We start from the raw sequence: 25684 nt of genomic DNA on the forward strand, positions 1-25684 counted from the left end.
CCAATATCACCTCGAGTCTCCCATCGGTGGCCATAGGCTGCTGAGCAGCATCAAGGAGCGCTTGTGGGAGGTGGGCAGAGGAGCCGAGATGGGCTTCCCTGGCCTTCTGATGAGCGACAACAGCGATGCCATCCAAGGCGACGCTTATCGTGACCCGCGCCCAGCCCAATCACCGGAAGACACGGGATGACTCAGTTCGCCGTTACCGCCCTGAGATGGCGGCATGGTCGAGCACAAAGAGTACCGCCAGTCCCTGACCGAAGCCCGCCGCCAAGTCACGATGGGGTTAGTCGCGGGCGGTGTCTCCACGCCATGTGGCAGTCCATACCGGTCTCAGGCATCCGGCGCCGTGGGCCTCACGGAGACCGCGGCCTCGGCTGTGAGCCAGCCATTGAGCGTGGTGAGAAAGTCGACGTCCAGGCTGCCCGCCTGTTGGTGGAGGTTCAGCAGATTGATGACATACTCCAAGCGCGCCTCGGCGTGGGCGGCCACCGCATCGTAGAGGTTCTGCTCGGCATTCAATACATCGACGATGTTGCGGGTGCCCACCTCGTAGCCGGCTCGGGTGGCGTCCAGGGCGCTCTGGTTGGAGACGATGGCCTGGGCCCGCGCCTCCACCGTGGCCACGTCGTTGCGCACCTGGGTGAACAGCGAGCGCACCCGGCGCATGGTCTCTCGACGCCGGTCCTCGAGGTCGTACTGGCTGGCCTCCAGCGCGTAGGTGGACTGGCGAATGCCGGCGCTGGTGCGCCCGCCGGTGTATAGCGGCAGGCTCACCCGAGCGCCGACCTGGCTGGCGGAGGCATGGCCGTCCAGCTCCTCACGATCGTCGTCGCTGTACTGGTAGCGGGCGAACGCCTCGATCACCGGCAGTCGTTCGGCCCGGGCGACGTCGACGCCGCTGCGCGACACCTCCACTCCGGCCTGGCTCGCCAGCACCAGCGGGTTGCGCTCCATGGCCATCGCCACCCAGTCGTCCCGGCGCATGGGCGTCGGCGGCATCACCGGCATGGCGGCCTGGAGGGTAGCGAGGCTGTCGTAGCGCTCGCCGGTCAATCGCTCCAGGGCCTCGAAGCTGACCTGCAGGTTGCTCTCGGCGGTGATGCGCTCGGCCCGAGACTGGTCGAAGCGTGCCCGGGCCTCTTCCACCTCGGTGATGGCGATCAGACCGACCTCGAACTGCTCTCCGGCCTGCTCCAGCTGGCGGCCGATGGCGCGCTCCTGGGCGCGGCGCGTCTCCAGGACCTCATGGGCCCGCAGGATATCGAAGTAGGCCGAGCCGACATCGACCAGCACCTGTTGCTCGGTGGCGGCCAGGCGATAGGTCTGCTGGTCGAGCTGGCGCTCGGCCTGCTCGAGCTCGGCGCCGTTGCGAGCGTCATACAGCGCCTGCGTCGCGGCCAGGGTCAGTGCCGCGCCGTTGTAGTCCTCGTCCTGCCTCCCGCCGGTGCCGGCGAGGGAGGAGCCTGGGCTCTCGTACTGGCGGTCGTGGGTGATCTCGCCCGAGGCCTCGAGCTGCGGGCGCAGGTCCGCGCGGGCCACGTCGACGCCCGCCTGCACGCCACCGAACTGGGCGCGCGCCGAGGCCAGGGTACTGTTGTGCTCGAGGGCATCGCGGCTGATGGTGAGCAGGTCAGCGGCGGACGCGGGTCCCGCCAGCAGGCTCATGATGATGAAGCATGTGGGTATTGTTGGTGTCGACGGTCGCCTTCACCGAAATGAGTGCGTCGACGATCACGGCTCCCTGCCCGGCTGGCTTGATCAGCACCGGGTTGAGGTCGATCTCGTCAAGGGTGCGGGTCACGGCGAGGGTGTTGCCGAGTAGAACCGCGGCATCGCAGAGTGCCCTGATGTCGGCAGGGGGCTCGCCGCGGACGCCTTCGAGGATCGGCCAGATCCGAGTTTTCTGGAGGGCTTCGCGGACCTCGGCTGCGGTGAAAGGGGGCACCAGCAACTGGTAGTCCTTCACCGCTTCGACATACTTGCCGCCGTCCCCGACCAGCACCACGGGGCCAAGCAACGGATCTTGACGCCCCCCCAGTGCAATCTCATGCAAGCCCGATTCCTGGCGCGCGACGATGACGGTTCCGTCGATGCCCATTTCCTCGAGCCGGGTGTGGCAATCGCCATAGGCCGCCTGGACAGCCGTTTCGGAATCGAGATTCAACCAGACCAGGCCATGCTCAGACTTATGAGGAATGGCGGACGTGCAAGCCTTCAGTACGCAAGTCCCGCCGAGTCGTTGAAAGGCCTGCCGAGCCTGCTCGGCACCATGGCAGACGTGGTGGTCGACGACCGGGAGCCCCATGGCGTTGAGCAGGCCCAGGCTGGCGGCTTCATCCATGCCCCCGTCCGAGGCACTGATGTGCAGGGGCAGAGGTGCTTCATCCATCTGAGATGGGGGCTGCTGCATGATACGCCGATGATGAACGACCTGATGGACTTGCCGAATGACCTCGGTGTCACTCTGATACGTCAGCAGCCCCTGGGCCGAGAAGTGAGACAGGATGGCGCGCTGGGGCCCGGAGACGATCACCGGCTTGCCGCTTTTTTCGCTGGCATCTCTGGCGGCGCGAGCGAAGCCTTTGACGTCGTAGCCTTCGCCTGCCACCGGCATGCCGATATGAAGTATGTCCAGGCGAGGGTCGGCGCAGAGCACGTCGAGGGCCTTGCCGAACAAAGTGCCATCACTCAGCAGGCCGGCCGTCAGATCCAGGGGGTTATGGATGGCACCGAAGGCCGGCATGATCTCGCGCAGGCGGTGGACCGTGGTGTCACTCAGGTCGGGGAGGATTACCCCCAGTCGCTCTGCCGCGTCTGCGCAGATCACCCCGACGGCTCCGCTGTGGCTCATGGTCAGCATCCGGCCACGGCCAAGGGAGAGGTTCGCCAAGTACAGCTCGCTGGCGGCAGCCAGCTCCTGGATGTCGCGAACGCGCCATATCGCATGACGGCGGAAGAAGGCATCGACGACGGCATCTTCTGTCGCCAGCGCGCCGGTGTGAGAGCTGGCAGCCGACTGTCCCTTCCGGCTGGTGCCAGACTTCAGGGCCACGATGGCGACGCCTTGCTCACGAGCTTTCTCTGCGGCTCGGGCGAGGGAGTGCGCATCCTTGATCGATTCCAGGTAAAGCAAGACGAGACGAATGTCGGAATCCTGGAGCACTGCCTCGATCAAGTCCGCACTGGTCACATCGGCATCGTTGCCAGTGGCCGCAAGATACCTGACGCCCAGTCCTCGCTCGCGTAACAACGCATAAGGCATGACGCTTGCGGCACCGCTTTGCCCGATGATGGCGATGTTGCCGTCCTGAGGTGGCACTTCCATGAACATGGTCGAGAAGTTGGCGACGACCCCATCCCGGAAGTTTGCGATGCCCTGTGAGTTTGGCCCGATGAGGCGTATCCCGGCCTCCTGGGCGATCGCGACGAGTTCCTGCTCGGCCTGGCGGCCGGCGTCTCCGGTCTCGCTGAAGCCGGAGGACATCATGACCACACTTCGAACGCCTTGTTGGGCACAGGCTTGCATCGCTTCCGATGCCCGCCTGGCGGATACCGCGATAATGACCAGCTCCGGCGACGTGGGTAGGGCGTCCAGACTGGGGTAGCATTTCAAGCCCTGAACCTGTTCGCGTTTGGGGTTCACGGGAAAGAGCGCGCCGTGATAGCCGAACCTTGTCATATAGTGGATCGGTCGGCCACCCACACTATTGGGGCTCTCCGAGGCACCGATGATGGCAATCGAACGCGCCTGAAAGGCATGTTCCATCAGTGAGTGTGTTGTCTTGTTATGGCTCATGAGAATACTGTGCTCTGAAAGGATAATTATGCGCTTTTCTTCAGGAAGCGTTGCATGATGGCCTGAGGCTCTCCTGTCAGGTAGCGTTCGTACTGATATCGGACCAGATCCGTACAGGCGGCATCGAACGCCGATTGTGACTGTGCGCGAAAGCGTTGTTTGCTGAGACGCACGGCTTCGCTCGGTAGAGCGGCGAACTCTTCTGCCAGCGTCCGGGCGGCGGCTAGCACTTGCTCCTTGGTCACCACGCGGTTCAGCAGGCCGATATCATGGGCTCGCTGGCCCGTGATCAAGTTGCCGAGTAGGGACAATTCGCTGTTGAGGGAATGGCCCAGATGGAGCGCCATCAAGCTGGAGCCCATGATGCTTGCCAGCCCGACCTTGACCTCGGGTTGACCGAGTCGCATGTCCTGGTAGCCGACACGCAGATCCGCCAGCAAGCCAAGTTGGAAACCGACGCCTGCGGCCACGCCGTTGAAGGCCGCGACGGCTGGCTTCTCGAGGTCGCGCATGGCCTGCAACAGTCGGCACTGATGAGTCATCCAGGCTTTCACCTCCTCGGGCGAGAAGGCGGCGGCCTCGGTCAAGTCCTGACCGGCGGAGAAGGCCCGATCCCCTGAGCCCGTCAGAACGATCGCCTTTACCGACCTGTCCTGGTTGAGCTCCTGAAGGGATTCGATCAAGGCATCACGCATGGCGCCATTGATCGCGTTGAGGACACTCGGACGATTGAGGGTGAGAGTGGCAATATCACCTCTGCTTTCCCTGACTACCAGTTGTGACATGAGCGGATCTCTTGATTGCCGATGGGTTCTTATATGTTTTGACCTGAGTGGCTAGGTTCATGGCCTGCCACGCTGAGCGTGGCGGTGGCATCAGGGCTGTCGTGACTATGGGTTTCGGTCTTGTTATTTGTGAACAGCATGGCGAACATATCAGGTATGCGTTTTGTGGATGTCTGGTTATGAAATTGAAAAACCTAGAAATTTTCTTGAGAGTCCATGAGTCGGGCAGCCTGACCAAGGCCTCGGCCCAGTTCGGTATCACCCAGCCGTCACTCAGCCGGGCTATTGGCGCACTGGAAGAGGAGCTCGGAGGGGCACTGTTCCATCGAACCGGGCGAGGGGTTGTCCTGACCGAGCTTGGAGAGGCGGCGCTGCCTCGGATTCGCAGCCTGATCACTCATGCCGACGAGGTGGCCTCGGATCTTCGTGATCTCGGGGGGTTGCCAACGGGGATTGTGACACTCGGGGTGCTGCCATCCATGACGACGCCACTGGTGGCAAGGTTGTTTAATGAGATCCGGGAGTGGTTCCCGGGCATTCAGCTGCGTATCTATGAGGGATTTAGTGACCAGATTGAGCACTGGGTGGCAACGGGACACGTGGATATCGGGGTGCTAAGCCGTTATCGCGCAGCCAGGCAGGATAAGGAAGAGGTGCTGTTGGACTCGGGATTGATGCTTGTTGCATCCTCTGGTGATCCACTCACAGGCTCTGACGTGGCGTTCAATGCCCTACAGGGGTTGCCATTGGTCTTGCCAGTTTATCCCAATGGGCTAAGAGTCTTGGTGGATGACACGGCCAAACGCCATGGGATAAAGCTTAACATCGTGCTGGAAGCTGATTCATTGAAGGTTCAAAAAGACGTGGTCAAACAGCATGACTGTTTCACCATTTTGAGCCCCCAGGCGGTGTTCGAGGAAGTGGCAGAAGGATCCCTGAGTGCCAGCCACATCATCAATCCTGTCTTGACCCGCCAGGCCATCTTAACCAGCACAACAAATCGCCCTATCAGTCGAGGGGCCAGGGAGGTCTTCAAGATGGTCAAGAATATCATTCAAGGCTTGCGTGAAGAGTTCAATTGGTGACAAGCCGTTGTATTGGCTTGACCAGCGTTCCAATGTCATCTATCAGACATTTTTTATGGGCACTATCCCTGGCCGCGCGACTGTTACCGAGTCATTTTCTAAAGTAGTGATGGCGTCCAGCACCTATTCATAGAGGTAACCCAATTGAAGCGACGCCATAGTACTCAGCGCCAGGCAGCGGCTTTTTCTTCGGGCTTTCGATGACACTATGGTAGTAATCTCAAGAAAAGCCGACTAGGTGAAATGAAAACTGTGATCTCTCAGTAGCTGATGTATGCAGAACAGAATTCAATGTATAGTCTGGGCAGTGACTCATTTTTGAATAAAGTTACCCCAATCTTGCATCATCTCCCGCCTTTTCTCGAAAAGATCGCCACGGCGGTAGGCGGCCTCGACCTTGTTCTCGATGGTGTGCGCCAACGCCATTTCGGCCACATCGCGGGGGTAGCTTGTGACCTCTCCAGTCCAGTCACGAAAGCTCGAGCGGAAGCCGTGGGGCACGTAGTCACCTCGCTCACCGTCGAGGCCGAAGCCCATGCCACGCATCAGCTGGAGCATAGCCATATTCGATATGGGGCGTCCCTGTCGTGCGCCCGGAAAGACATAGGAGTTGTCCTTTATCCTTGGGAGCTGAGTCAGCAGTTCCACCGCTTGCCGCGACAGCGGCACACGGTGTTCGCGGCGTGCCTTCATCCGGTCAGCTGGGATTGTCCAGGTTTCATTGTCGACGTCGATCTCCATCCAATCAGCTCGCAGGACCTCTGAAGTGCGCGTAGCTGTAAAGATCAGGAACTGCAGTGCCCTGGAGGACATGCTGGTATAGCCCTGAAGCTCGGCCATGAAGGCAGCGACATCGTCGTATGGCATGGCTGGGTGGTGGGTCACCTTCTTGACCCTTGATGGCTTGGCCAGTAGCTTGTCGAGGTGTCCACGCCAGCGGGCAGGATTTACGGGGTCCCGATAGCTGTGCGCTGCGGCGTAGTCGAGAACGTTCTCAATACGTCCTTGCACGCGCTTAGCCGTTTCGGTCTTGCTGGTCCAGATCGGCGACAGGATTTTCAGGACGTCTTGGGTGGTGACCTCATTGACAGGCTTGCTTCCGATGACCGGTCGAGCGTAGGCCTTCAACGTGCTGACCCATTGCCGCGCATGCTTGGCGTTTCGCCAGCTGCGGCGGTGAGATTTGATGTAGCGAGCGGCACAGCTGGTGAAGGTGGGAGTCGTCTCGTCTGCTTGCTCTTTCTCTACCTTTGCTTCAAGGGGGTCAAGGCCCTCCTTGACCAGGCTACGGTTCTTGCCGGCACGCTCACGCGCCTCAGCAAGGCTGACGTCCGAGTAGCTACCAAGGCCCATATCGCGAAGCTTACCATTGCGCCGGAACCGATAGATCCAGCTTGCTCCTCCCTTCTTGCCGATCTTGAGATACAGGCCCTCGCCATCATTGGTCAACCCGGGCTTGGCCTCCCTGACCAGTTTCTGTACCCCACGTGTGGTGAGCTTGCCCATGGCCGCCTCCTCGTTGTCGGAGGGATTAGCGTACCATATCCCGGCCCATACTCTAGCCCATACTTTGATTCTGCTATCAGCGATACAGCATTGGATGCCACTGGACGGAAAATCGCAAAAAATAGCTAAAACAATAAGTAAATGGATTAGGCTGGGGTTTTCTGTATTTTAAACAGGCGGACTCCCCCTCCGCCACGAATATCGAAAAAGCCGCTGATTTCAGCGGCTTTTTTCTATGTGAATTCTATCCGCGTTGACCCCACCCCAATCCATGCAGGGTGTCTGTCCTTCCTCAGGTTCGCCAGCCTGATCCATCTGGCAGCGGTAAAGCCTCGCTTCACAGCACCGGAATTGACGATACCTCCCACTCTCAAACGGCAGATCTCCACCGCGTGGCACAGCACGCTGGCAGCAGGCCGGGCTTGCCCAGCCCAGGGGCTAGCGGAGAAAATTAGTCGTTTACCTATTGAGAGGGAGGTGCGTTTTGGCACACCTGTTTATCTACGGGACCTTGGGGCCGGGCGGACCCAACGAACACGTCATGCAGGCCATCGGCGGCCATTGGCAACCGGGCAGCATCAAGGGACGGCTGCACCAGGCGGGTTGGGGCGCCGAGATGGGCTTCCCTGGCCTGGTGCTGGATGACGCCGGCGACGATATCCGAGGTCACGTCTTCGTATCCGACGCACTACCGGAACACTGGGCGGCCCTGGACGAGTTCGAGGGGCCCGAGTACCAACGTACTCCAGTCACCGTCAGCCTCGATGATGACGGTAGGGTCGAGGCCTACGTCTACGCCCTGCGCAGAGAGGCCTGACGAGGGGGGCTGATCTGGTGTGGAAAGACGCGGCAAACCAGCCTGATGGTGCTCATTGCCCGTACCGCAAGATCACCGGCTATCGAAATACGTGTGGCGAGCTTTTCGCATTGGCGGTGGATCACTTACCAGTGAAAGGTCTGTGAAATACCATCCTCGCTCGCCGCGGATGCCATAGCCCAAGCTGTACATCAGATGCCATCAGGCTAGCCGATCCCGGGCCGCGAGGGCAGCTTTCTGCGTGAGCGCTGCTTTCTACGCGAGCAGCTGGTTCCTATTAAGTGCAGCTTGAGACTGAGATGCTGCTGCGGCCCGGAAGGCTTGTCGGGGTGAATCAAGCCTACCCTGGCGATGGCAGGGCAGCTTCCTGTCCGCGCGGGTATCTCTTGGCTACTGCCTTCATGGATGAGCCAGGGTCAGCTTGGGCGACAGGGCGTGTGGGTCTACCTTCAAGTCCAGGATCGCGGGGACCCCTGCCTCTCTGGCTGCCTGCAGCGCGGCTGGAAATTCGCTATCGCTGCTCACGGTTGCGCCAAAGCCCCCGTAACTTCTGGCGAGTGCAGCGAAGTCGGGATTGTGCATTCGTGTTCCCGAGGGGCGGTCCGGATACTTTCGTTCCTGATGCATGCGGATGGTGCCGTACATGCCGTTGTTGGACACCAGAACGATGACATTTGCGCCGTACTGACAGGCAACACCAAACTCTTGCATCACCATCTGAAAGCAGCCATCCCCGGCCAGGCAGACCACGTCTCGCTCGGGGTGGCGCAATTTGGCGGCGATCGCTGCCGGCAAGCCGTAGCCCATTGAGCCACTGGTGGGGGCAAGCTGGGTGGGCCAGTTGCGGTAGCGATAGTAGCGATGAAGCCACGCGGAGTAGTTCCCGGCACCATTTGTCAGGATGGCATCCTCACCGAGCGCCTCGTTGAGGTGAGAGATGACTTGCTCCATCTTCAGGTCACCGGGGCTCTGTTGTGGTTGCTGCCACTCCTCGTAGTCCGAGCGCGCGCTGGTGATCCATTGATCACGCGGTGTCTCCGGCGACCTTGCTGCATCGGCCAGCTGACAGACGAGCTCAGCAGCGTTCGCGACGACGCCGAGGGCCGGTCGATAGACGCGACCAATTTCCGCAGCGTCTGCGTGGACGTGTATGAGGGTCTGTCGCGGCAGGGGAGGCGTCAGCAAGGTGTAACCGCTGGTCGTCATTTCACCCAGTCGAGCACCGAGTGAGAGAATGACATCGGCATTCTTGACGCGTTCCGCGAGCTTGGGGTTGATGCCGATACCAACGTCGCCAACATAGTGTGAATGTCGGTTGTCGAGATAATCCTGGCAGCGAAAAGAGGCTCCCACCGGTAGCGCGGCCTTGTCGGCAAATCGTCCGAGCGCATTGGCGGCTTTCTGTGACCAGGGGCCACCACCGACGATAACCAACGGGCGTTCGGCCTTCGCCAGCATGTCGACAATGGCGCCGACATCGCTCTCAGCCGCCTTGCCCGAAGGAAGCGTGGCAGCCGGTACAGCCGGGGCGCCAGTGTAGTCTGATGAAAGGATGTCCTCGGGCAGAGCGAGCACAACAGGACCCGGACGGCCGCTTTGAGCGACATGGAAGGCGTGGCTTACGTACTCAGGAATCCGGTCGACGCGATCAATTTCCGCGACCCATTTTGCCAATGGATTGAACATGGCCCGGTAGTCGACTTCCTGGAAGGCTTCTCTGTCGCGCTGATCGCTCGCCACCTGCCCAATGAAGAGGATCATGGGCGTCGAGTCCTGGTAGGCGACATGTACGCCACAGGAAGCGTTGGTGGCGCCGGGGCCCCGCGTGACGAAAGCGATGCCGGGACGCCCGGTAAGTTTCCCATCGGCTTCGGCCATCAGCGAGGCCCCGCCTTCGTGTCGCGTCACGATGGTGTCCACGCCGGACTCGAAAAGCCCATCAAGAGCGGCCAGGTAGCTTTCTCCAGGCACACAAAATACCCGTTCCACCCCCTGTGCCTCGAGGGCTTCGACGAGAACTTTTCCACCATGACGTGACGGTAGTTCACTCATAAATCTAGACCTTTGTTCTTATAGAAAGTCTTCGCGAGCTGCCAGGCGCTCAGCCGCGCGTTCGAAGCGTAGGCGTGTCGCGCTGCGAGCTAGCGATGCGTCTTGTATTACCAGTGCATCTCTCACCGCGCGATGTTCATCCAGAATGGAAGGGCCGAATTCAGAAGCCGCTGCATTCTTCAGAAAGGCCGAGCGCAGGTTGCTCTGTATATTTCCCTCAATCATGCCGATAACCTCGACATAATATTCATTGTCAGAAGCTTCGGTAATGCGGCGATAGAATTCGAGCTCGGTGTCGACTCTTTGCTCAAGTGCTCCATCTGGACCGAGTGCGTCGAGTCGCTCCATTTCTGCAAAGACTTCTTCTAAAGCCTGCATTTGCTCAGCCGTGCGTGTTCCGGCGGCAAGCGCCGAGGCTCCTGCCTGCACCTCTGCTCTAAGCTGAAGCAACTTTATGATCTGCTTGCGTTTTTCGAAACATCCCGGGCTGATGCGAAACGCCGACCGATTGGTGGTTTCCGTAATAAAAGTGCCGACGCCACGTCGTGAGTCGACGACGCCATCGTACTTGAGAAGCGAAATCGCCTCGCGGATCACCGTGCGCGCGACGCCAAATTTCTTGGAAAGTACCGCCTCGGTGGGAAGGCGGTCGCCAGGCTGAAGCTGGCCTCCTTCGATCGCCTTGGTCAGGGCTACCGCGACCTCATCAGGTAGCCGGCGAGGGCGATCAATACGCCCATAGATTTCAAAATCCAGCATTGGGATGTCTTCCTGATCGTCTGAACAGCTCAAGCCGCGACGCGTCGTTGAAGCGTAGGCCATGCGACCTGCAAGGGGCTAGTGCGACAAAGGTAGCATTAAAAACAGTTGTCAGACAAACTGACATAAACTAATTTGAGCCTAAAAGCCGGCGTCATCATGATCATGTGTTCGATGCTCGATTTGCTGACGCCTCCCGTGGGTATGGTTCTCTTTGCAACATCGTCGATTGCCAAAATCAGCGTCGGCCGCTTGTCGCGTGCCTTGACGCCTTACTTGATTGGTCTTTTCGTGGTGTTGATGGCCGTCATCGTGATTCCAGCGATATCGACATGGCTGCCTGATCTGGTGATGAACTCATGAATAAACTTGATCGAGTGATGGGCCAACTCCTGCGCGCGATTGCCTCGTTCTGTTTGGCAGCGTTGTTCATCCTGCTGTTTTCAAGCGTCATTGCGCGCAGCTTTCAACTTGCGAGCTTCGCATGGCTGGATGAGGTGGTAAGGGGCTTGTTTTCCTGGATGGTATTCATGGGCTCCGCTGCCTTATGGCGAGAGCGGGCACATTTCAGAGTGGATTGGCTCGAGCAGGTGATAGGGCAAAAGCGTGCGGCACCGTTGCTCAGGGCCTTTCTGGCATTTCTATCCCTTGGGTTCATGCTCGCCATGACGTGGTACGGATGGGAGCTGACGGCACGGAGCAGTGCAGTAACGCCTGTACTGAACCTTCCGACGGGGCTTTTCTATGCCGTTATCCCCATCTCGGGAACATTGATGATGATTTACTCATTGCGTGATCTGTTTGAATCGATCGCGGACGTTAAAGCGCCATTTTCTACCATGATGAAGGAGAAGTAAGATGATCTACGATCTAAGAACATACACCTGCCGCCCGGGTACCATCAAGAAACACATGAAGCTCTATGAAGACCACGGGTGGAAGGTGCAGAGTAAACACCTGGGTTATCCCGTTGTTTATGGGGCGGTTGAAACGGGTGATGTCAACTCCTATGTTCATGTGTGGATGTACGAGGATGCGGCCGACCGCGCAGCCAAGCGCCAGAAACTACAGGCAGACCCGGAGTGGAAAGAATATCTCGCGAAAAGCGCCGAGGCGGGGTACCTGGTCAGCCAGGAGAACAAGATACTCGTCGCCGCGCCTTTTTTTGATCCCATTCACGAGAAGAAGGGGGAAGGGTAGTGCAACAAACGTGCGGTTTTGATGCAAGTTTATGCTGGCCGATTGGCTCAGACTGTTTTGTCTAGTTGGGGAGGGCATGACGATGATGTGCGTGACCCATGAAATGGAATTTGCCAAGGCCGTGGCCGATCGTATCGTCTTCATGGACGCGGGCAAGATCGTCGAGATCAACGAACCGACCGGGTTCTTCACCAACCCGCAGAACGAACGGCTGCAGAACTTCCTGGGTCAGATTACCTGAGCTGACAAAGGGCCAGGCCTCCCTGCCGGTGCGTGCCGGCAGGGGGGCTTTGTCGATGTGATAGTCGTATCGAGTTTTTCAAACTTCTGGCGGCTTCTCAGTAGAGTCTCCACTTACTATCGACACAGGGCAGCACGCGCTGCCCTGCGTGTGTGAGCGGTAATTTATCCGAGCACGCCCTGGCTACGCAGGTAGTCGTCGTAGCTGCCACTGAAGTCGACGATGCCATCGTCCTTCATCTCGATGACGCGGGTGGCCAGTGAGCCGACGAATTCGCGGTCGTGGCTGACGAAGATCAGGGTGCCGGGATAGTGCTCGAGCGCCAGGTTGAGCGCCTCGATGGACTCCATGTCGAGGTGGTTGGTGGGCTCGTCCATCACCAGCACGTTGGGGTTCTGCAGCGAGAGCTTGCCGAACAGCATGCGTCCCTGTTCGCCGCCTGAAATCACCTTCACCGACTTGCCGATATCATCATTGGAGAACAGCATCCGCCCGAGGGCGCCGCGCACGATCTGCTCACCGGCGGTGGTCCACTGCTGCATCCATTCGAACAGGGTTTCGCCCCCCTCGAAGTCCGCCGCGTGGTCCTGGGCGAAATAGCCCACTTCGGCGGCGTCGGTCCATTTGACCTCACCGGCGTCGGGCTCCATCGCGCCGACCAGGCAGTTGAGCAGGGTGGTCTTGCCGATGCCGTTGGGGCCGATGATGGCGACCCGCTCTCCGGCTTCAATACGCAGCCCAAAGCGCTCGAACAGGACATTGTCGTCCCAGGCCTTGGACAGCGCTTCCACTTCCAGCGCCTGGCGGTGGATCTTCTTGTTCTGCTCGAAGCGAATGAACGGACTGATCCGTGATGACGGCTTGATCTCGTCAAGCTGGATCTTGTCGATCCTGCGCTGGCGTGAGGTCGCCTGCTTGGCCTTGGAGGCATTGGCCGAGAAGCGACTGACGAACTGCTTGAGTTCGGCAATTTCTGCCTTTTTCTTGGCGTTTTCGGATTGCAGACGTTCGCGCGCCTGGGTGGCGGCGGTCATGTACTCGTCATAGTTGCCGGGGAACAGCTGCAGCTCGCCGTAGTCCAGATCCGCCATGTGCGTGCACACACTATTCAGGAAGTGGCGATCGTGGGAGATGATGATCATGGTCGACGAGCGCGCCCGAAGAATGTCCTCGAGCCAGCGAATCGTGTTGATGTCCAGGTGGTTGGTCGGCTCATCGAGCAGCAGTACATCGGGGTCGCTGAACAGCGCCTGGGCCAGCAGTACGCGCAGTTTCCAGCCCGGTGCCACCACACTCATCGGCTGGTCGTGCTGCTCAAGCGGAATCCCCAGACCCAGCAGCAGCTCACCGGCACGAGCCTCGGCGGTGTAGCCGTCTAGCTCGGCGTAGCGCACCTCGAGGTCTGCCACCGCCATGCCGTCTTCTTCGCTCATCTCGGCCTGGGAGTAGATGCGCTCGCGCTCAGCGGTCACGTTCCAGAGTTCTTCGTTGCCCATGATGACGGTGTCGATGACACGTTCGTCCTCGAAGGCGAACTGGTCCTGGCGCAACTTGCCCAGGCGAGTGGTGGCGTCCTTCATCACCTGGCCGCTGGTCGGCTCGAGGTCGCCCCCGAGGATCTTCATCAGGGTCGACTTGCCACAGCCGTTGGCCCCGATCAGACCGTAGCGGTGGCCCTGGCCGAATTTGACAGAAACGTTTTCAAACAGCGGCTTGGGGCCAAACTGCATGGTGATGTTGGCGGTAGAGAGCACGGCGGAGTATCTCGCGGGATGAACATGAATGAGAGACTTGGGCCGGCACGGCAAGGGGCTTCGACCAAAGTGGAGGGCGCATTGTACGCGTCTGACCCGGTGGCTAGCTACTCGAGAACCGGGCCTTTGCAGGGTGACGCTGTCGGTAGGCCGGGACCTGCTGGATTACATCGCCGCTGGTTGCAGAGCTTCCCATCAAGGCGTGATGTGTAGCTGCTTCAGACACCAAGACGCTCGCGATCGTAGATCGAGAGCGTCTTGGTGGAGGACTTCAGGTCAGGTAGGCGAGTGCACCCGCGGCCAAGGCTTCGATACCGGTGCGCAGGGTGACCGGGTTGCCCGGAAAGTAGTAGGGGGAATGTGGCATTTCCAGATGTCGCATTTTTTCAGCGACGTCCTTGCCTGGTGTGGCCTGCCAGCGATCTTCTGGCGTGGCACCGATAAACCAGTAGACGTAGGGGATATTCTCGCCACTGAAGCCTCCCGCTTCGGCATTGCCGAAAAAGGGGAAGTCCTCGCTGCCGTTCAGTCGCGGCATGTCATAGAGGTTGGCTTCGCCAAAGTGATTCGCGTGGGCGTCGCGGATGCGCGCCACCACTGAGGCATCGTTTTGTAGAGTGATAGTCTCGTTGAGTGTATGAAACTCTGGTGGCCTGGGGGAGCGGCCCGCGTCGCACTCGGCGTGCACGATACGCTTGATGGCGTCGACCACCTGTCGATGAAGGCTGTCGTCGAAGCTGCGGATACTGATCTCGAGTTCTGCAGAGTGGGGGATGATGTTGGCCTGGGTGCCGGCGTGCAGCTTGCCGACGGTCACGACCACTGACTGGTCCGGTGGCACCTCACGAGCGACGATGGACTGCAGGCGGGTGACCACGTGGGCGGCGATGACCACCGGATCTACCGCCTGGGCGGGCATGGAGCCATGGCCACCAGCGCCGTGGAGGGTGATGGCAAGATTGGTGCAGGCAGCCATGGCCGTTCCGGAGATATGGCCAACCGTGCCCGCCAGGGCTGGCATGTTGTGTTGGCCAAGAACCACATCTGGCCTGGCGAAGCGGGTGTAGAGTCCGTCTTGCAGCATGGCCTTGGCACCGCCGAAGATCTCTTCTGCAGGCTGGCAGACCAGCATCAAGGACCCCTGCCAGTGCTCCCGTAGGCCGGCCATCACACTGGCTGCGCCCACCACGCAACTGCTGTGCAGGTCATGGCCACAGGCGTGCATCAGCGGCACGCTGCCGTTCGGGGTTTTCGCGGTTCGTGTGCTGGCGAACGCCAGGCCGGTGTCTTCCTTGATCGGGAGGGCATCCATATCTCCTCTCAGCATCACTGTCGGACCGTTGCCATTGTGCAGCAAGGCGACCACACCTGTGCCTCCGACACCTCGCGTCACCTCGAAACCTCTTGCTTCCAGGGCCTCGGCGAGTCGCTTGCTGGTTTCGTGCTCCTCAAACGGCAACTCGGGGTTCTGGTGAATCTGGTGATAAAGCGACTGAACTTCTTCGAAGGACTTCTCCATCTGGGACGTGATGGCGTGCTTCAGGTCCGCTGCGGCTGTTGTTGTCGTCATTGTGGTCTCCGGAAACTAGTGGCTGTTGCTGGTTTGAATCTGGCTTTTGTCGGGTGCATGACTCAGGGCCTGGCAGAGAGTCACGACGGTGGCGTTCACAAGCATTGCCCATACACCGGCGTGCCATCCCAGCGGCGATCCCACGACGAATTCCATCAGCAGGAAGGACAGGCTGCCGGCCAGAGCGCCCGTCATCACGCTGATTCGGCGCAAACGAGGTATGAACAGCACGCCAATTACCATCGGAAACAGTTGCACGATCAGCCCGTAGGCTGTCAGCAGGATCATGACCAGTGAACCAGGATTGAGGAGTGCCATCAGGTAGGCAGCCAGGGACAGGCCTAGCACACTCCAGCGAGTAGTGGCGACGCAGGTCGACTCGCTGGCACCCTTCATGACGGTGGGGCTCATCACGTCGCGAACGAGCACGACGGCGGCGGTGTGAGCCAGATTGGCGCCGGTGGACATGGCCGCAGCCAGTGCGCCGGAGAGCATCAGGCCGATGACCCACGGCGAGAAATTGGCCACGTCCATCACCAGTTTCAGCAGTACGGTGTCGGAGCGGGCAAGAGGAGTATCGGCGAAGGCCAGGATTCCGGTGAAACCAATGAACAGTAGGGGCACCAGCAGGTAGGCATAGAGCGGGTAGAAGACACTGACCTGGCGCAGGGTTCTGCCGCTGTCCGCTGAATAGAACTTCATGAACAGGTGCGGCCACATGGCGCCACCGAAGGCACTGACCAGTACCGCAGTGCTGAAGTAGCCCCACCCCATGTCGGTGGCGCCAGGCATGGTCAAATATTCGGGGGCCTGTTGCTGTATCTGGGCGAACATCTCGCCCACTCCACCGTAGAGACGCCCGGGGATGGCGAGTCCCAGGAACCAGGCGATGACGATCATCATCAGCCCCTGCACCAGATTGGTCCAGCCGATACCGCTAAGGCCGCTGGAGAACACGTAGGCGGCCACCACCAGAAAGGCCAGCAGGCCGCCCAGCCAGAAAGGTACCATGCCGTCGGTCGCGGCCTGGAACAGCAGCCCCGCACCGGCGATCTGGATGGTCAGGTAGGGCACCAATGCCATTACGCCGATGATACCGGCCAGCATGCCAAGGGAGCGGCTTTGATAGTGGTCGGCGATCATGTCGCCTTGGGTAAGATAACCGCGTTCGCGGCCGAGCTTGGCCACCCGCGGGCCCAGCGCCCAGATGGTGATAGGTACCAGTGACAGGTATGCCAGAATGTAGAATGCCGGTGCGCCGTGTTGATAGGCCCAGCCTGGGGTGCCGAGGAAAGCGAAGGCGGAGAATATCTCGGCGCCGAGTATAAAGAACAGGATCACTACCCCGACATGGCGTCCGCCGGCCACATAACCCTCCAGACTGGAACTAGCTTGACCTCGGGCGCGCAGGCCTACCACCAGCACCATTGCCAGGTAAGCCAGAGTAATACCGATGATGATTGCGGTGTCATTCATGACGGCTTCCCCCGTGACGAACGACGAAGGCGACCCACATGCCGGCGAAGAGCACCAGCATCCACAGCGCGTACCAGAAGAAGAGAAAGGGCAGTCCCAGCACGGTCGGCTCGATTCGATTGGCGATTAGCGCGCCGGGCCAGATCATCGCCAGGGTGCACAGCGTAAAGTGCAGGCCCGTGAGCAGGTGATAGGTCTTGGTCATGTGGCTGTCCAGCTCGCCGAAGCGAGTCTTGTTATGGATTGTTCAATCACTATGGAACAGCTCTTTCGATACCAAAAATATGGGTTTTGGATGCTAGGCATAGAATCTGGGCATGGCTATAGAGGTCGCCAGCGTCGATACTGATGAGCTTGGAGTCAGCGAGGCGTGGAGACTTATATGGAATTTCGGCAGCTTGAGTACTTTGTTGCGGTTGTGGAGACGGGGTCCATTTCTGCGGCCAGTCGTCGAGTGCACATTGCCCAGCCGGCGCTTACCCGTCAGATGCGGCTTCTGGAAGACGACGTAGGGACCCTCCTGTTCGAGCGACATGCCCGAGGTGTCCGCCTCGGAGTGGCAGGACGCGCGCTTTATGATGAGGCTGTCCAGTTGCTCGATCAGCGCGCACAAATTAAGGCACGCCTGACGTCGCTGGGGAGTGGAGTGAGCGGCAAGTTGAGTCTCGGGATCACCGTGACCCATCTTTGGGTGCCTGATGTTGCCAAGTTGATGGGGGACTATCGCTCCCGGTACCCTGGAGTTGCTTTCGAGGTGTTTCCGCTATTGTCCGGCCCGCAGCTGGAGCGACTGAAAGAGGGGACCCTGGATGTAGGTATCCTCTATCTCGATGGCCCGGAACAACCAGGGCTTGCGATGCGCCCCTTGGCGCATGATCATCTGACTCTGGCAGTACCCGAGTCTTCGCCGTGGGCATCAATGCCTCCCTCGTGCCTTGATGAGCTGAAAGATACCGATTTCGTCTGGGGATTTCGTAGTGCCTCACCGATCTACTACGACCGCATGTTGGCTCACTTCGAACGTCTTGGTTTTTCGCCACGTGTCGTCCAGTACGGGGCGGACAACATCACCATCCTCAGCATGGTGGCGGCGGGGCTTGGAGTGGCGATCGTACCTTCGGCCAGCAGTGCCCACCCCATGCCTGGTATCCGCTTCATACAGCTGGCGGAGCTCGATACCTGTGACATGCCTATGTGGATCGCCTGGCGCTCGAACAATGACTCGCCTGCGCTGCACAACTTGATAGGGCTGGTCGAAGAAAGAGTTGGCTGAGCAACATCGACGCAATTCGACCCCATGCGAAGCTGCAAGAGAGGCAGCTCCAAGTCCTTAGCATTTTGGCCTCCAGCAAAGCGTTGTCCTGGTTTGCCATTCGTGTGGATTCAGTGGCAAGAGGGACAGTCACGTCTTTGTCTATGTGAAAACCACAGTCTTCGGTAACGACTTGGCATCTGCCTGCCTATTCCCTCACCATATCCCCTCCAGATCAACGCACCCTTCGCGGTGCGCTCGCCAACCGCCTGCCTTGCACTGGATGGCTGGTGCTATCTGCCGTTGTCTGCCGCTGTCTGTCACCCCAGGGGCGTCCCTGCAAACTACCCGGCCCATCACATCTTCTGCCTATGAACCCCAACCCCGCTTCCATGAAGTCGCTGATCGCCTTTGAGGCCACGGCCCGGCTCGGCTCCATGACCGCCGCCGCGGAGGCCGAGCGAACCACCCAGCCGACCATCTCCCAGCGAATCCGGGGGCTGGAGGAATACCTGGGGTTGGTACTGTTCGACCGGCACGGCGGCCGGCTGAGCCTGACCGTCGAGGGCGAGCGCTTCTACCGTGAGATGGCGCCGAGTCTCACCACCCTCAGAGACACCTGTGATCGCTTCGTGCGCCACGGCCAGGGGCCAGCGCCAACGGTCGTCATCGCAGCCGACGCGGGTTTTACCCACCTGTGGCTGTTGCCTTGGCTACCGGCGCTCAAGCGGGCCTTTCCCGACTTCAGCTTTCACCTGATGCCGATCGATCGCTCGGACGATCCGCAGCTGCTGGCCGCCGACATCGCGATTCGTTTCGGGCCTTATCTGCCCCAGGAAGAAGGGCGGCTGGTGGCCCGGGAGGCGGTCTTCCCGGTGTGCAGCCCAGACTACGCGCAGGCACATGGGCTATCAGGCCCCCTGTCAGCACAGGACCTGTCACGGCTCTCGCTGTTGCACCAGGACATCAGGAATCCGCGCTGGCTCGACTGGGCCCAGTGGTGCCGCCATGCGGGGCTCACTCCACCCCCGGCGGAGGATATCTTCGCCTACCACAACTACGCGCTGTTGCTGAACGCGGCGCTGGCGCATCAGGGCGTGGCGCTGGGCTGGTCGAACCTGGTCGAGGAGTATCTGGTCACCGGCCAGCTCACTGCCCTGGGACCGCAGGTCACGCGGGAAGACTATGGCTACTGGCTGAGCGTCAAACACCAGCGCAGCGCGGTCACGGAGCCGGTCAGGGACTGGCTGCTGGACGCGGTGCATCGTGGCGAGGGAGCCACCTCGGGAGACCCGGGGCGGTTGCGCTGAGGGGCGCCAGATCGGGGCTGATAAGACGCACTGACGCAAAGCAGGGCATGCGTTGGGCGTGGATGCGTTCGCCATGGTGATGGCAAAGGTGCAGAGAGGAAGAGAGGAAGAGAGGTGACGAGGATAGAGAGAGGCGGGGCCCAAGACCCCGTGCCCGATGTGGGCACGGGGCGGCCTGTCAGCGCCGGCGCGGGCGCAGTCGGAAGCCTTGGCGATAGGGATCGCCGGGTTCGCGGAACAGCGAGAGCAGCACGCCGAGGGTCATGACCAGGATGACCACGCTGACCGGCAGGGCGGCAGCGATCAGGGCGGTCTGCAGGGCGGAAAGCCCACCGACCACCAGCAGCACGGCGGCCACCAGGCCGATCACCACACCCCAGAAGACGCGGAACAGCTTGGGCGGATCGTCATCGCCCAGCGACAGGATGGTGGTCAGCACCAGGGTGCCGGAGTCGGATGAGGTGATGAACCAGCTCATCAGCAGGAACACCATCATGGCCGACAGCACCCAGCCGAAGACGCCAGAGCCGACGATCCCGTCCGCGGTGGCGAACAGCGCAGACGGCAGATCCCAGGCGCGCACCATCTCCATGATGCCGGCAGTGCCAGCGCCACCGGCGGCGTTCAGCTCCTGGTGGATGGCGTTGCCGCCGAAGATGACCAGCCAGACAAAGGCCAGCAGCGTCGGTACCAGCAGCACACCGAGGACGAATTCGCGCAGGGTGCGGCCCTTGGAGATGCGCGCGATGAACAGCCCGACGAAGGGAGCCCAGGCGAGCCACCAGCCCCAGTAGAAGATGGTCCAGGCCTGCTGCCATTCGCTGGTACCGGATTGCTCGGCGTACCACAGGCCCATGGGAATGACCTCGGTGGCGTAGTCCGCCAGCGTTTCGCCGAAGGTCTGGATCAGCCACAGGGTCGGCCCGCCGAACAGGAAGATGCCGATCACCACCGCGGATACCCAGATGTTGAGCACCGAGATGATGCGGATGCCCTTCTGCACGCCGCTGACCACCGAGATGATCGACAGCGTCGAGATCACCGCGATCAGCACCAGTTGGGTCGGCAGGCCATCGTCGATGCCGAACAACTTTTCCAGTCCCACGCCCATCTGACTGACGCCGAGTCCCAGCGAGGTGGCCACACCAAACACGCAGCCCAGCACGCCGAATATGTCGAACAGATGCCCGGCGGGCCCGAAGATGCGGTCGCCGATAAAGGGGTACAGCGCCGATCTTAACGCCAGCGGCAGGCCCTTGCGGTAGGCGAAGTAGGCCAGCGACATGCCGACGATGACGTAGATCGCCCAGCCGTGCAGTCCCCAATGGAAGACCGTCACCCGCAGCGCGTCGATGGCGCGCTCATGCCCGATGGCGGTGGCCCCGGCCATGTCGGCGTGGGGGTTGTTGGGGTAGCCGAAGGAGTCGGTGTTATCGAGATAGAAGATCGGCTCGGCGACACCGAAGAACAGGATGCCGATACCGATGCCGGCGGAGAACAGCATCGAGAACCAGGCGAAGTTGCTGAACTCCGGTCGGCTGTCGTCGGTGCCCAGGCGGATGCTGCCGTAGCGACTGCAGACGATAAAGGCGCAGACCACCAGCAGGGCGACCACGGTCACCAGGTAGTAGCCGCTGAAGGTGCCCTCGATCCAGGCGCGTGCGGTGCCGAAGACCACGGCGGCGGTGTCGGAACTGAGACCGGTGAACAGTACGAAGAGCAGGATCAGCGCCCCTGACGTGATCGTCATGCCGCGGTGCATGCCCTGGAAGGGGCCGCGTTGTTCGAGTTCGGTCACCTTGTAGTCGGTGCCCATTACCGCGTGGGGATTGTCGTCGGGGGGAGACCCCGGGGAAGATGATTCTGGAGTAGCGATAGTCTGTGTCCTCTTGAGCCGGACCTCGGGCCGGCGATCCCGCTGCCGCTACCGTGAGCGGCCTTGTCGGCGCGGCGGCTCGGGGCGAGCCGCCGCGTCAGACCTGTGGCTCATGGCTCCAGCGGATGCTCCTCGCCGATCACCTCCGGATCGAAGGGCTGGCGAGCGAAGATGCGCCGCAGCATGGGCTCGAAGTGTTCCAGTGGTGGCGTCGGATAGTCCGGATCGAACGCCGCCTGATCGTAGCGTTCACAGAAGTCCACGCAACTCTGGTACCAGGGATGGTCCCGGTAGCGATCGCGTTCGTGCGGATCCTCTCCGAAGTGGTGCGCATAGTACACTTTTTGGAACAGTCCGTGGTGATGGATCACCCAGGTCACTTCGGCGCGCACATAGGGCCGGATGATGGCGGCGGCTAGCTGGGAGTGGTTGTAGGGCGCCAGGTCGTCACCGAGATCGTGCAGCAGCGCGGCCACGATCATGTCCTCGTCGGCACCGTCGGCTTCGGCCCGTGCCGCCGACTGCAGCGAGTGTTCCAGGCGCGTCACCTGGTAGCCGCTCAGGCTGTTCTCGAGTCGGCGCAGCGCGTCCAGCAGGCGGTCGACTAACCCCTGGTTGAAGTTATCTTCGAGTTGCTCGAGAAAGACGTATTCCTCCCGGGTCCCGTCCTTCATCTGGCGAAACGTGACCTTTTCCATTCAGGCGACCTCCTCGATGGACGCATGTTGCTTCAAGAGACTGGCAAAACGTTCCCGCGGGCCGTCGGTATCCAGGTAGCAACCCTGCAGGTGGCGCTGTCCTTCGTTGCTGTCATAGCTGGTGCGGCCGTGCAGTACGCGACTGTTGTCGAACAGCATCAGTTCGCCGGCGCCGAGCGCGAAGCGTACCTCGTAGGTCGGGTCGGCAAACAGCTCGCCAAGGCGCTGGCGGGCGCGGTGGAACAGCCGTGTCTCGGCGTCGGAGAGCAGCGGCAGGCCATCCAGGCGCGGGCTGTAGTGAACCCCGGTGGGGCGGCCGTCGTCATCGGTCTGGATCATGGTGCGCTGGGTCACCAGCTGGGTGCCGGCGTCGACGAAGCGAAAGCGTACCGGGGTATGTTTCAGTAGCTCGTAGCCCTCGGGGGTCTCCTGGCGTAGCCGCTCGAGCACCTTGAGGCTGTCGACCAGGGTGGACAGGCCGCCGCTGGTCTCGTTGACCAGGCAGTGCAGCAGCTGGATACCCGGCACCGGGTTGCGGTAGGGGTTGTCGGTGTGGGGACCAAGCGCCACGCTGCGATAGGCCAGGTCATTGCCGCTGGGGCGTGAATAGACCTCGAAATAGCGACCGAAGTTGGTTTCCTTGACGTAGCCATAGTGGCTGCCGACCTGAAGGATGCGTTCCGGGTCGGTGGGTACCTTGTAAAGCACCAGATAGCCGAAGCGCAGATAGGCATCCAGTGACTCGCGAAAGACGTCGGGGTCGTCAAGCACCTGGGTCCAGTCAAAGCGCACCTGCTGCTGATCGAGCGAGGCGTCCCAGGGTTCGGCGGCCGGAAACAGCTCACTCTCACCGAGTTCCTCGGCCAGGACGCGCAGATCGTAGGTCTCGCGATGGCCATCGCTGAAGGCCAGCGCCACCTGCTGCTCATCGACCTTTGTAGCTTGGGTCAGCGTCAGATTTGCGTCGATGGCGTGGGAGTCGAACAGCCGTTGCTGGGTCATCGGCTCCAGTTGATCCGGCGCCTGGGTGCGTTCGCGCAGCCACAGCGGGCTGATCTCGCGGGACTGCTGGCCGTCGACGACAACGACGGCCGGGGACTGTTCTTGGATGACGAACTCAGGGCGGGAGGTTGGCTTTCGCATCGCGGGTCTCCGGTGTCTGGCAAACGTTCGGCGCGCATGCTGAGCCATCTCCCGGCGAAGGAGTAGAGGCGCTGGCTTATCCTCCACCATGCATTTTCTTTATACCTGGATGGAGGTTTACCCGATGTATGCCGGACGTTTGTCCAGTGCGGCCCAATGGGAGACGGATGAGCAGGGCATTAAAGGAGCAGTAGCTCCTTGTGACGCCAACGACAGCGACCTGGTCATGCAGAGCGATCAAAGCACAGATGCGATGGGCAGGGTGGGGAAGACGAAGGGGAAAGAAGGCGAAAGGACCCGCTAGTGGGGGCGGGTCCCGGTACTACGGTGATGCAGGTGAACCTAGGGCTTGTACGAAAAATGCCTGTGCTCGGTAACACGGCGTAAAAAAGCTGCTGGTGCGCCAGCCCGGTAAAAATGCGCGTTTACACCTCGTAAACTACGCTTTCTCACCGATTTTTGACTTGTTAACCATCGCTCGTCGACTTTTCGTATAAAGCTCATAGCTGGCCAAGCAGCTTCATTTCATGACGTAATTCCTGCGGAACCTCTTCGATCAGCACGAGGCTAAGCTGCTTGGAGCCATCTTCGGCGTTTGCCACGCTGTCGCCCAAAGAAGCGTTCAGCTCATCGGGGCTGAGCGAATACATTGCGCCGGTCAACGGGTCGACGATCAGCCAGCCGATCAAGCCACCGAACAGCAGGTTGCCGCCCACGTACCATCCATTGGGGTGGCTTTCGATGTCGATGGAACGACTTTCGAAGCCTTCCTTGCTGATCGTGACGACGTAGTCCTTTCCTCCAAAGTAGGAGCCGTCAGCCTTCTTCAAAGTGACGCTGGTGGGGGTCGTTCCCTCAAATATTGCCTGATCACGCTCGTCAGTAATCGTGATATTGGCGTGATCTGGTGTGCTATTGATCGTGATTGCCTGTTCACGCTCACCAACGATACTGGCGCAGCCGCCGAGGGTCATTGTCCCGGCCGCAACAAGCGATAAAAAAGTGCGAGTTCTTTTCATTTTCTATTGATTCCCTTGCGATAAACTTAATATAAGAAGTTTTTTATATTTTGGTGGGGATGGTAAATGCTTGCTGGCCCTGGTTCAAGTGCATCGACGGAAGAGCAGAACAAGAAATCACCGATTATCCAAGGTGATGTCACAGATCATTAGAAGGGTGATGATGCCCGCCGCTGAGCATATTTTACCCGATACAAAGCGATTGGTAGAGAAAGTGAGGGCTTACTACCTTGCGCTTCTAGATTGCACATTCGTGTCGGGTCCCGCGGGAGTCACGCCGTTGCCATGTTTCAGTGAGGCTATCTTCGGATAGGCCGGGAGTCCTGCATGGTTCGATCACTTCTTCTTTGGATTCAGGCGGGAAAGGTCGAGGTCATGTGGCTACGACTGACCCTTGTACCGGGCTCTATTGTGCTGTCGGCCCTTTGGTTGTCGGCGATTCGTGGGAGCCGCTCGAGTCGCGGCCGATGCCGGCAAGGATGGCGTTATTGCAAAATTCCGGGCGCACCAGATCGTCCTGTGTCAGACACAGCGTCTTGAGTTGGGCGGACGGCTTGGAAGAGGTGGTGAGGCTGCGAGCAGGGCGTGTGGAAGTGGTCATGTCTGTCTCCTGGCCCCCTTGTGAGTCGGCAAGCGCCGACCCGGGGGCCGGGGTGTCGCAGGACTGGCAACAGGCGCCCGGTGTGAAGAAAAGGGGAGAAGGAGGGGCAAGAGAGCGGCTTGACCCACGCAGGGCGGTCATTTACGTTGCAGGTACCAACTAAACTGCCTGAGACACGATGCCTCTCCAAAGCGATAGCGACAACCAAAGCGACAGCGACAACCCTCGCGACCTCCCGAGCGGCGAGAACCTCGACCGGGATGCCCGAGCACTCTACGACGCGCTCAATCAACTGATTCGGGTCCATCAGTTTCGAGATCGTGATCGCATCTGCGGCTATGACCTCTCGGTGGCCCAGTGCTATGCCTTGGAGACCCTGGTTCATCAAGGGCCGTTGCGTCTGCAGGGGCTGGCAAGCGAAATGTACCTGGACAAGAGCACGGCGAGTCGCGTGGTGGACGCCCTGGTGCGCAAGGGACATGTCGACCGGGTTGCCGATCCAGTAGATCGACGTGCCGCACTGATTCGCCCCACGGTGCAGGGAGAAGCGCTGTACCAGACGATACGCGCCGACCTGATCGCTGAAGAGCGGGCGATGCTCGAAGGACTCACCCCGGATATGCGTCAGGCGGCGCTGACCCTGATACGGCAGTTGACCCAGGCCGCGCAACGGCGCTGTGGTCCGGGGCCTGGGACCCTGAGTGCTGTCGAGGACGAGACCTGAGTTTTTTTGCCTATTTC

General features: G+C 60.4%; 23 protein-coding genes and 1 pseudogene. 9 read left to right on the forward strand and 15 right to left on the reverse strand.

Translation table 11 applies throughout. From position 1 onward, the window contains the following. Positions 1–333: 333 nt before the first annotated feature. Genes NKF27_RS06325 through NKF27_RS06335 form a run of 3 tightly spaced genes read right to left on the reverse strand, consistent with a single transcriptional unit; the run spans position 334 to position 4584 of the window. Positions 334–1668, reverse strand: coding sequence for a TolC family outer membrane protein (locus tag NKF27_RS06325; protein ID WP_253555754.1), 1335 nt, complete (start codon positions 1666–1668; stop codon positions 334–336). Beyond that, positions 1634–3799, reverse strand: coding sequence for an acetate--CoA ligase family protein (locus NKF27_RS06330; RefSeq protein ID WP_253555755.1), 2166 nt, complete (start codon positions 3797–3799; stop codon positions 1634–1636). The genes NKF27_RS06325 and NKF27_RS06330 overlap by 35 nt, the downstream gene beginning before the upstream one ends. A gap of 26 nt (positions 3800–3825) precedes the next feature. Next, positions 3826–4584, reverse strand: coding sequence for an enoyl-CoA hydratase/isomerase family protein (locus NKF27_RS06335; RefSeq protein ID WP_253555757.1), 759 nt, complete (start codon positions 4582–4584; stop codon positions 3826–3828). 179 nt (positions 4585–4763) lie between these two features. Here NKF27_RS06335 and NKF27_RS06340 point away from each other — a divergent pair, with 179 nt between their 5' ends. Then, positions 4764–5669: a LysR family transcriptional regulator gene (locus tag NKF27_RS06340; RefSeq protein WP_253555759.1), complete on the forward strand. Its 906-nt coding sequence runs from the start codon at positions 4764–4766 to the stop codon at positions 5667–5669. A gap of 312 nt (positions 5670–5981) precedes the next feature. On the opposite strand, the gene NKF27_RS06345 is transcribed toward NKF27_RS06340, so the two are convergent. Beyond that, the gene (locus NKF27_RS06345; protein WP_253555761.1) at positions 5982–7175 is read right to left on the reverse strand and encodes a site-specific integrase; all 1194 of its coding nucleotides are present in this window, start codon (positions 7173–7175) and stop codon (positions 5982–5984) included. 484 nt (positions 7176–7659) lie between these two features. Between NKF27_RS06345 and NKF27_RS06350 the strand changes: the two genes are divergently transcribed. Further along, positions 7660–7992, forward strand: coding sequence for a gamma-glutamylcyclotransferase (locus tag NKF27_RS06350; protein ID WP_253555762.1), 333 nt, complete (start codon positions 7660–7662; stop codon positions 7990–7992). 399 nt (positions 7993–8391) lie between these two features. On the opposite strand, the gene NKF27_RS06355 is transcribed toward NKF27_RS06350, so the two are convergent. Beyond that, entirely contained in the window at positions 8392–10044 is a 1653-nt protein-coding gene (locus NKF27_RS06355) for a thiamine pyrophosphate-binding protein (RefSeq protein ID WP_253555763.1), read from the reverse strand. Between the two features lie 18 nt (positions 10045–10062). Then, on the reverse strand, positions 10063–10803 hold the full coding sequence (locus NKF27_RS06360; protein ID WP_253555764.1) for a FadR/GntR family transcriptional regulator: 741 nt from the start codon (positions 10801–10803) through the stop codon (positions 10063–10065). A gap of 135 nt (positions 10804–10938) precedes the next feature. Here NKF27_RS06360 and NKF27_RS06365 point away from each other — a divergent pair, with 135 nt between their 5' ends. The 4 genes and pseudogenes from NKF27_RS06365 to NKF27_RS06380 form a co-directional block, all read left to right on the forward strand. After that, the gene (locus NKF27_RS06365) at positions 10939–11166 is read left to right on the forward strand and encodes a TRAP transporter large permease subunit (RefSeq protein ID WP_301271183.1); all 228 of its coding nucleotides are present in this window, start codon (positions 10939–10941) and stop codon (positions 11164–11166) included. Continuing rightward, positions 11163–11660 (forward strand): TRAP transporter small permease, encoded by a 498-nt coding sequence (locus NKF27_RS06370; protein WP_253555766.1) that lies wholly within the window; start codon positions 11163–11165, stop codon positions 11658–11660. Before NKF27_RS06365 ends, NKF27_RS06370 begins: the two co-directional genes overlap by 4 nt. Position 11661: 1 nt before the next feature. Beyond that, positions 11662–12003 (forward strand): NIPSNAP family protein, encoded by a 342-nt coding sequence (locus NKF27_RS06375; protein WP_108131670.1) that lies wholly within the window; start codon positions 11662–11664, stop codon positions 12001–12003. Positions 12004–12073: 70 nt separating this feature from the next. Next, positions 12074–12244: pseudogene (locus NKF27_RS06380) on the forward strand (amino acid ABC transporter ATP-binding protein); the annotation flags it as partial. Positions 12245–12408: 164 nt separating this feature from the next. On the opposite strand, the gene NKF27_RS06385 reads toward NKF27_RS06380, so the two are convergent. The 4 genes from NKF27_RS06385 to NKF27_RS06400 all read right to left on the reverse strand — a co-directional run bounded on the left by NKF27_RS06385 (position 12409) and on the right by NKF27_RS06400 (position 17249). Further along, positions 12409–13998 (reverse strand): ABC-F family ATPase, encoded by a 1590-nt coding sequence (locus tag NKF27_RS06385; protein WP_253555767.1) that lies wholly within the window; start codon positions 13996–13998, stop codon positions 12409–12411. 271 nt (positions 13999–14269) lie between these two features. Further along, a complete protein-coding gene (locus NKF27_RS06390) occupies positions 14270–15568 on the reverse strand; it encodes an amidohydrolase (protein WP_253555768.1) in 1299 nt (432 codons plus the stop codon). 15 nt (positions 15569–15583) lie between these two features. Continuing rightward, the gene (locus tag NKF27_RS06395) at positions 15584–17044 is read right to left on the reverse strand and encodes a sodium:solute symporter (RefSeq protein ID WP_253555769.1); all 1461 of its coding nucleotides are present in this window, start codon (positions 17042–17044) and stop codon (positions 15584–15586) included. Then, positions 17037–17249, reverse strand: coding sequence for a DUF3311 domain-containing protein (locus NKF27_RS06400; protein ID WP_253555771.1), 213 nt, complete (start codon positions 17247–17249; stop codon positions 17037–17039). Before NKF27_RS06400 ends, NKF27_RS06395 begins: the two co-directional genes overlap by 8 nt. A 177-nt stretch (positions 17250–17426) precedes the next feature. Between NKF27_RS06400 and NKF27_RS06405 the strand changes: the two genes are divergently transcribed. Then, entirely contained in the window at positions 17427–18317 is an 891-nt protein-coding gene (locus NKF27_RS06405) for a LysR family transcriptional regulator (RefSeq protein WP_253555772.1), read from the forward strand. Between the two features lie 350 nt (positions 18318–18667). Further along, positions 18668–19606, forward strand: a complete 939-nt coding sequence (locus NKF27_RS06410) for a LysR substrate-binding domain-containing protein (protein ID WP_253555774.1) — start codon at positions 18668–18670, stop codon at positions 19604–19606. A 178-nt stretch (positions 19607–19784) separates the two neighbouring features. Here NKF27_RS06410 and NKF27_RS06415 read toward each other — a convergent pair whose 3' ends face one another. The 5 genes from NKF27_RS06415 to NKF27_RS06435 form a co-directional block, all read right to left on the reverse strand. Further along, positions 19785–21404: a BCCT family transporter gene (locus NKF27_RS06415; protein WP_231498529.1), complete on the reverse strand. Its 1620-nt coding sequence runs from the start codon at positions 21402–21404 to the stop codon at positions 19785–19787. A 188-nt stretch (positions 21405–21592) separates the two neighbouring features. Further along, complete coding sequence (locus tag NKF27_RS06420; protein WP_213228390.1) at positions 21593–22180, reverse strand: HD domain-containing protein; 588 nt, start codon at positions 22178–22180, stop codon at positions 21593–21595. Then, a complete protein-coding gene (locus NKF27_RS06425) occupies positions 22181–23323 on the reverse strand; it encodes a TauD/TfdA family dioxygenase (RefSeq protein WP_253555776.1) in 1143 nt (380 codons plus the stop codon). It lies immediately after the preceding gene. Positions 23324–23823: 500 nt separating this feature from the next. Continuing rightward, positions 23824–24342 (reverse strand): hypothetical protein, encoded by a 519-nt coding sequence (locus NKF27_RS06430; RefSeq protein ID WP_253555778.1) that lies wholly within the window; start codon positions 24340–24342, stop codon positions 23824–23826. A 406-nt stretch (positions 24343–24748) separates the two neighbouring features. Then, positions 24749–24943 (reverse strand): hypothetical protein, encoded by a 195-nt coding sequence (locus NKF27_RS06435; RefSeq protein WP_253555780.1) that lies wholly within the window; start codon positions 24941–24943, stop codon positions 24749–24751. A gap of 178 nt (positions 24944–25121) precedes the next feature. Here NKF27_RS06435 and NKF27_RS06440 point away from each other — a divergent pair, with 178 nt between their 5' ends. After that, positions 25122–25667, forward strand: coding sequence for a MarR family winged helix-turn-helix transcriptional regulator (locus tag NKF27_RS06440; RefSeq protein ID WP_253555781.1), 546 nt, complete (start codon positions 25122–25124; stop codon positions 25665–25667). Positions 25668–25684: the final 17 nt, after the last annotated feature.

Source organism: Halomonas sp. DN3, assembly GCF_024137905.1.
GTDB classification, from domain to species: domain Bacteria; phylum Pseudomonadota; class Gammaproteobacteria; order Pseudomonadales; family Halomonadaceae; genus Halomonas; species Halomonas litopenaei.

Bases quoted from the DNA above. Each gene is read 5' to 3' on its own strand.
- NKF27_RS06345 (WP_253555761.1), bottom strand. From the start codon at position 7,175: ATGGGCAAGCTCACCACACGTGGGGTACAGAAACTGGTCAGGGAGGCC.
- NKF27_RS06370 (WP_253555766.1), top strand. From the start codon at position 11,163: ATGAATAAACTTGATCGAGTGATGGGCCAACTCCTGCGCGCGATTGCC.
- NKF27_RS06405 (WP_253555772.1), top strand. From the start codon at position 17,427: ATGGAATTTCGGCAGCTTGAGTACTTTGTTGCGGTTGTGGAGACGGGG.
- NKF27_RS06375 (WP_108131670.1), top strand. From the start codon at position 11,662: ATGATCTACGATCTAAGAACATACACCTGCCGCCCGGGTACCATCAAG.
- NKF27_RS06400 (WP_253555771.1), bottom strand. From the start codon at position 17,249: ATGACCAAGACCTATCACCTGCTCACGGGCCTGCACTTTACGCTGTGC.
- NKF27_RS06340 (WP_253555759.1), top strand. From the start codon at position 4,764: ATGAAATTGAAAAACCTAGAAATTTTCTTGAGAGTCCATGAGTCGGGC.
- NKF27_RS06355 (WP_253555763.1), bottom strand. From the start codon at position 10,044: ATGAGTGAACTACCGTCACGTCATGGTGGAAAAGTTCTCGTCGAAGCC.
- NKF27_RS06330 (WP_253555755.1), bottom strand. From the start codon at position 3,799: ATGAGCCATAACAAGACAACACACTCACTGATGGAACATGCCTTTCAG.
- NKF27_RS06430 (WP_253555778.1), bottom strand. From the start codon at position 24,342: ATGAAAAGAACTCGCACTTTTTTATCGCTTGTTGCGGCCGGGACAATG.
- NKF27_RS06435 (WP_253555780.1), bottom strand. From the start codon at position 24,943: ATGACCACTTCCACACGCCCTGCTCGCAGCCTCACCACCTCTTCCAAG.
- NKF27_RS06425 (WP_253555776.1), bottom strand. From the start codon at position 23,323: ATGCGAAAGCCAACCTCCCGCCCTGAGTTCGTCATCCAAGAACAGTCC.
- NKF27_RS06440 (WP_253555781.1), top strand. From the start codon at position 25,122: ATGCCTCTCCAAAGCGATAGCGACAACCAAAGCGACAGCGACAACCCT.
- NKF27_RS06325 (WP_253555754.1), bottom strand. From the start codon at position 1,668: ATGAGCCTGCTGGCGGGACCCGCGTCCGCCGCTGACCTGCTCACCATC.
- NKF27_RS06390 (WP_253555768.1), bottom strand. From the start codon at position 15,568: ATGACGACAACAACAGCCGCAGCGGACCTGAAGCACGCCATCACGTCC.
- NKF27_RS06335 (WP_253555757.1), bottom strand. From the start codon at position 4,584: ATGTCACAACTGGTAGTCAGGGAAAGCAGAGGTGATATTGCCACTCTC.
- NKF27_RS06360 (WP_253555764.1), bottom strand. From the start codon at position 10,803: ATGCTGGATTTTGAAATCTATGGGCGTATTGATCGCCCTCGCCGGCTA.
- NKF27_RS06395 (WP_253555769.1), bottom strand. From the start codon at position 17,044: ATGAATGACACCGCAATCATCATCGGTATTACTCTGGCTTACCTGGCA.
- NKF27_RS06420 (WP_213228390.1), bottom strand. From the start codon at position 22,180: ATGGAAAAGGTCACGTTTCGCCAGATGAAGGACGGGACCCGGGAGGAA.
- NKF27_RS06410 (WP_253555774.1), top strand. From the start codon at position 18,668: ATGAACCCCAACCCCGCTTCCATGAAGTCGCTGATCGCCTTTGAGGCC.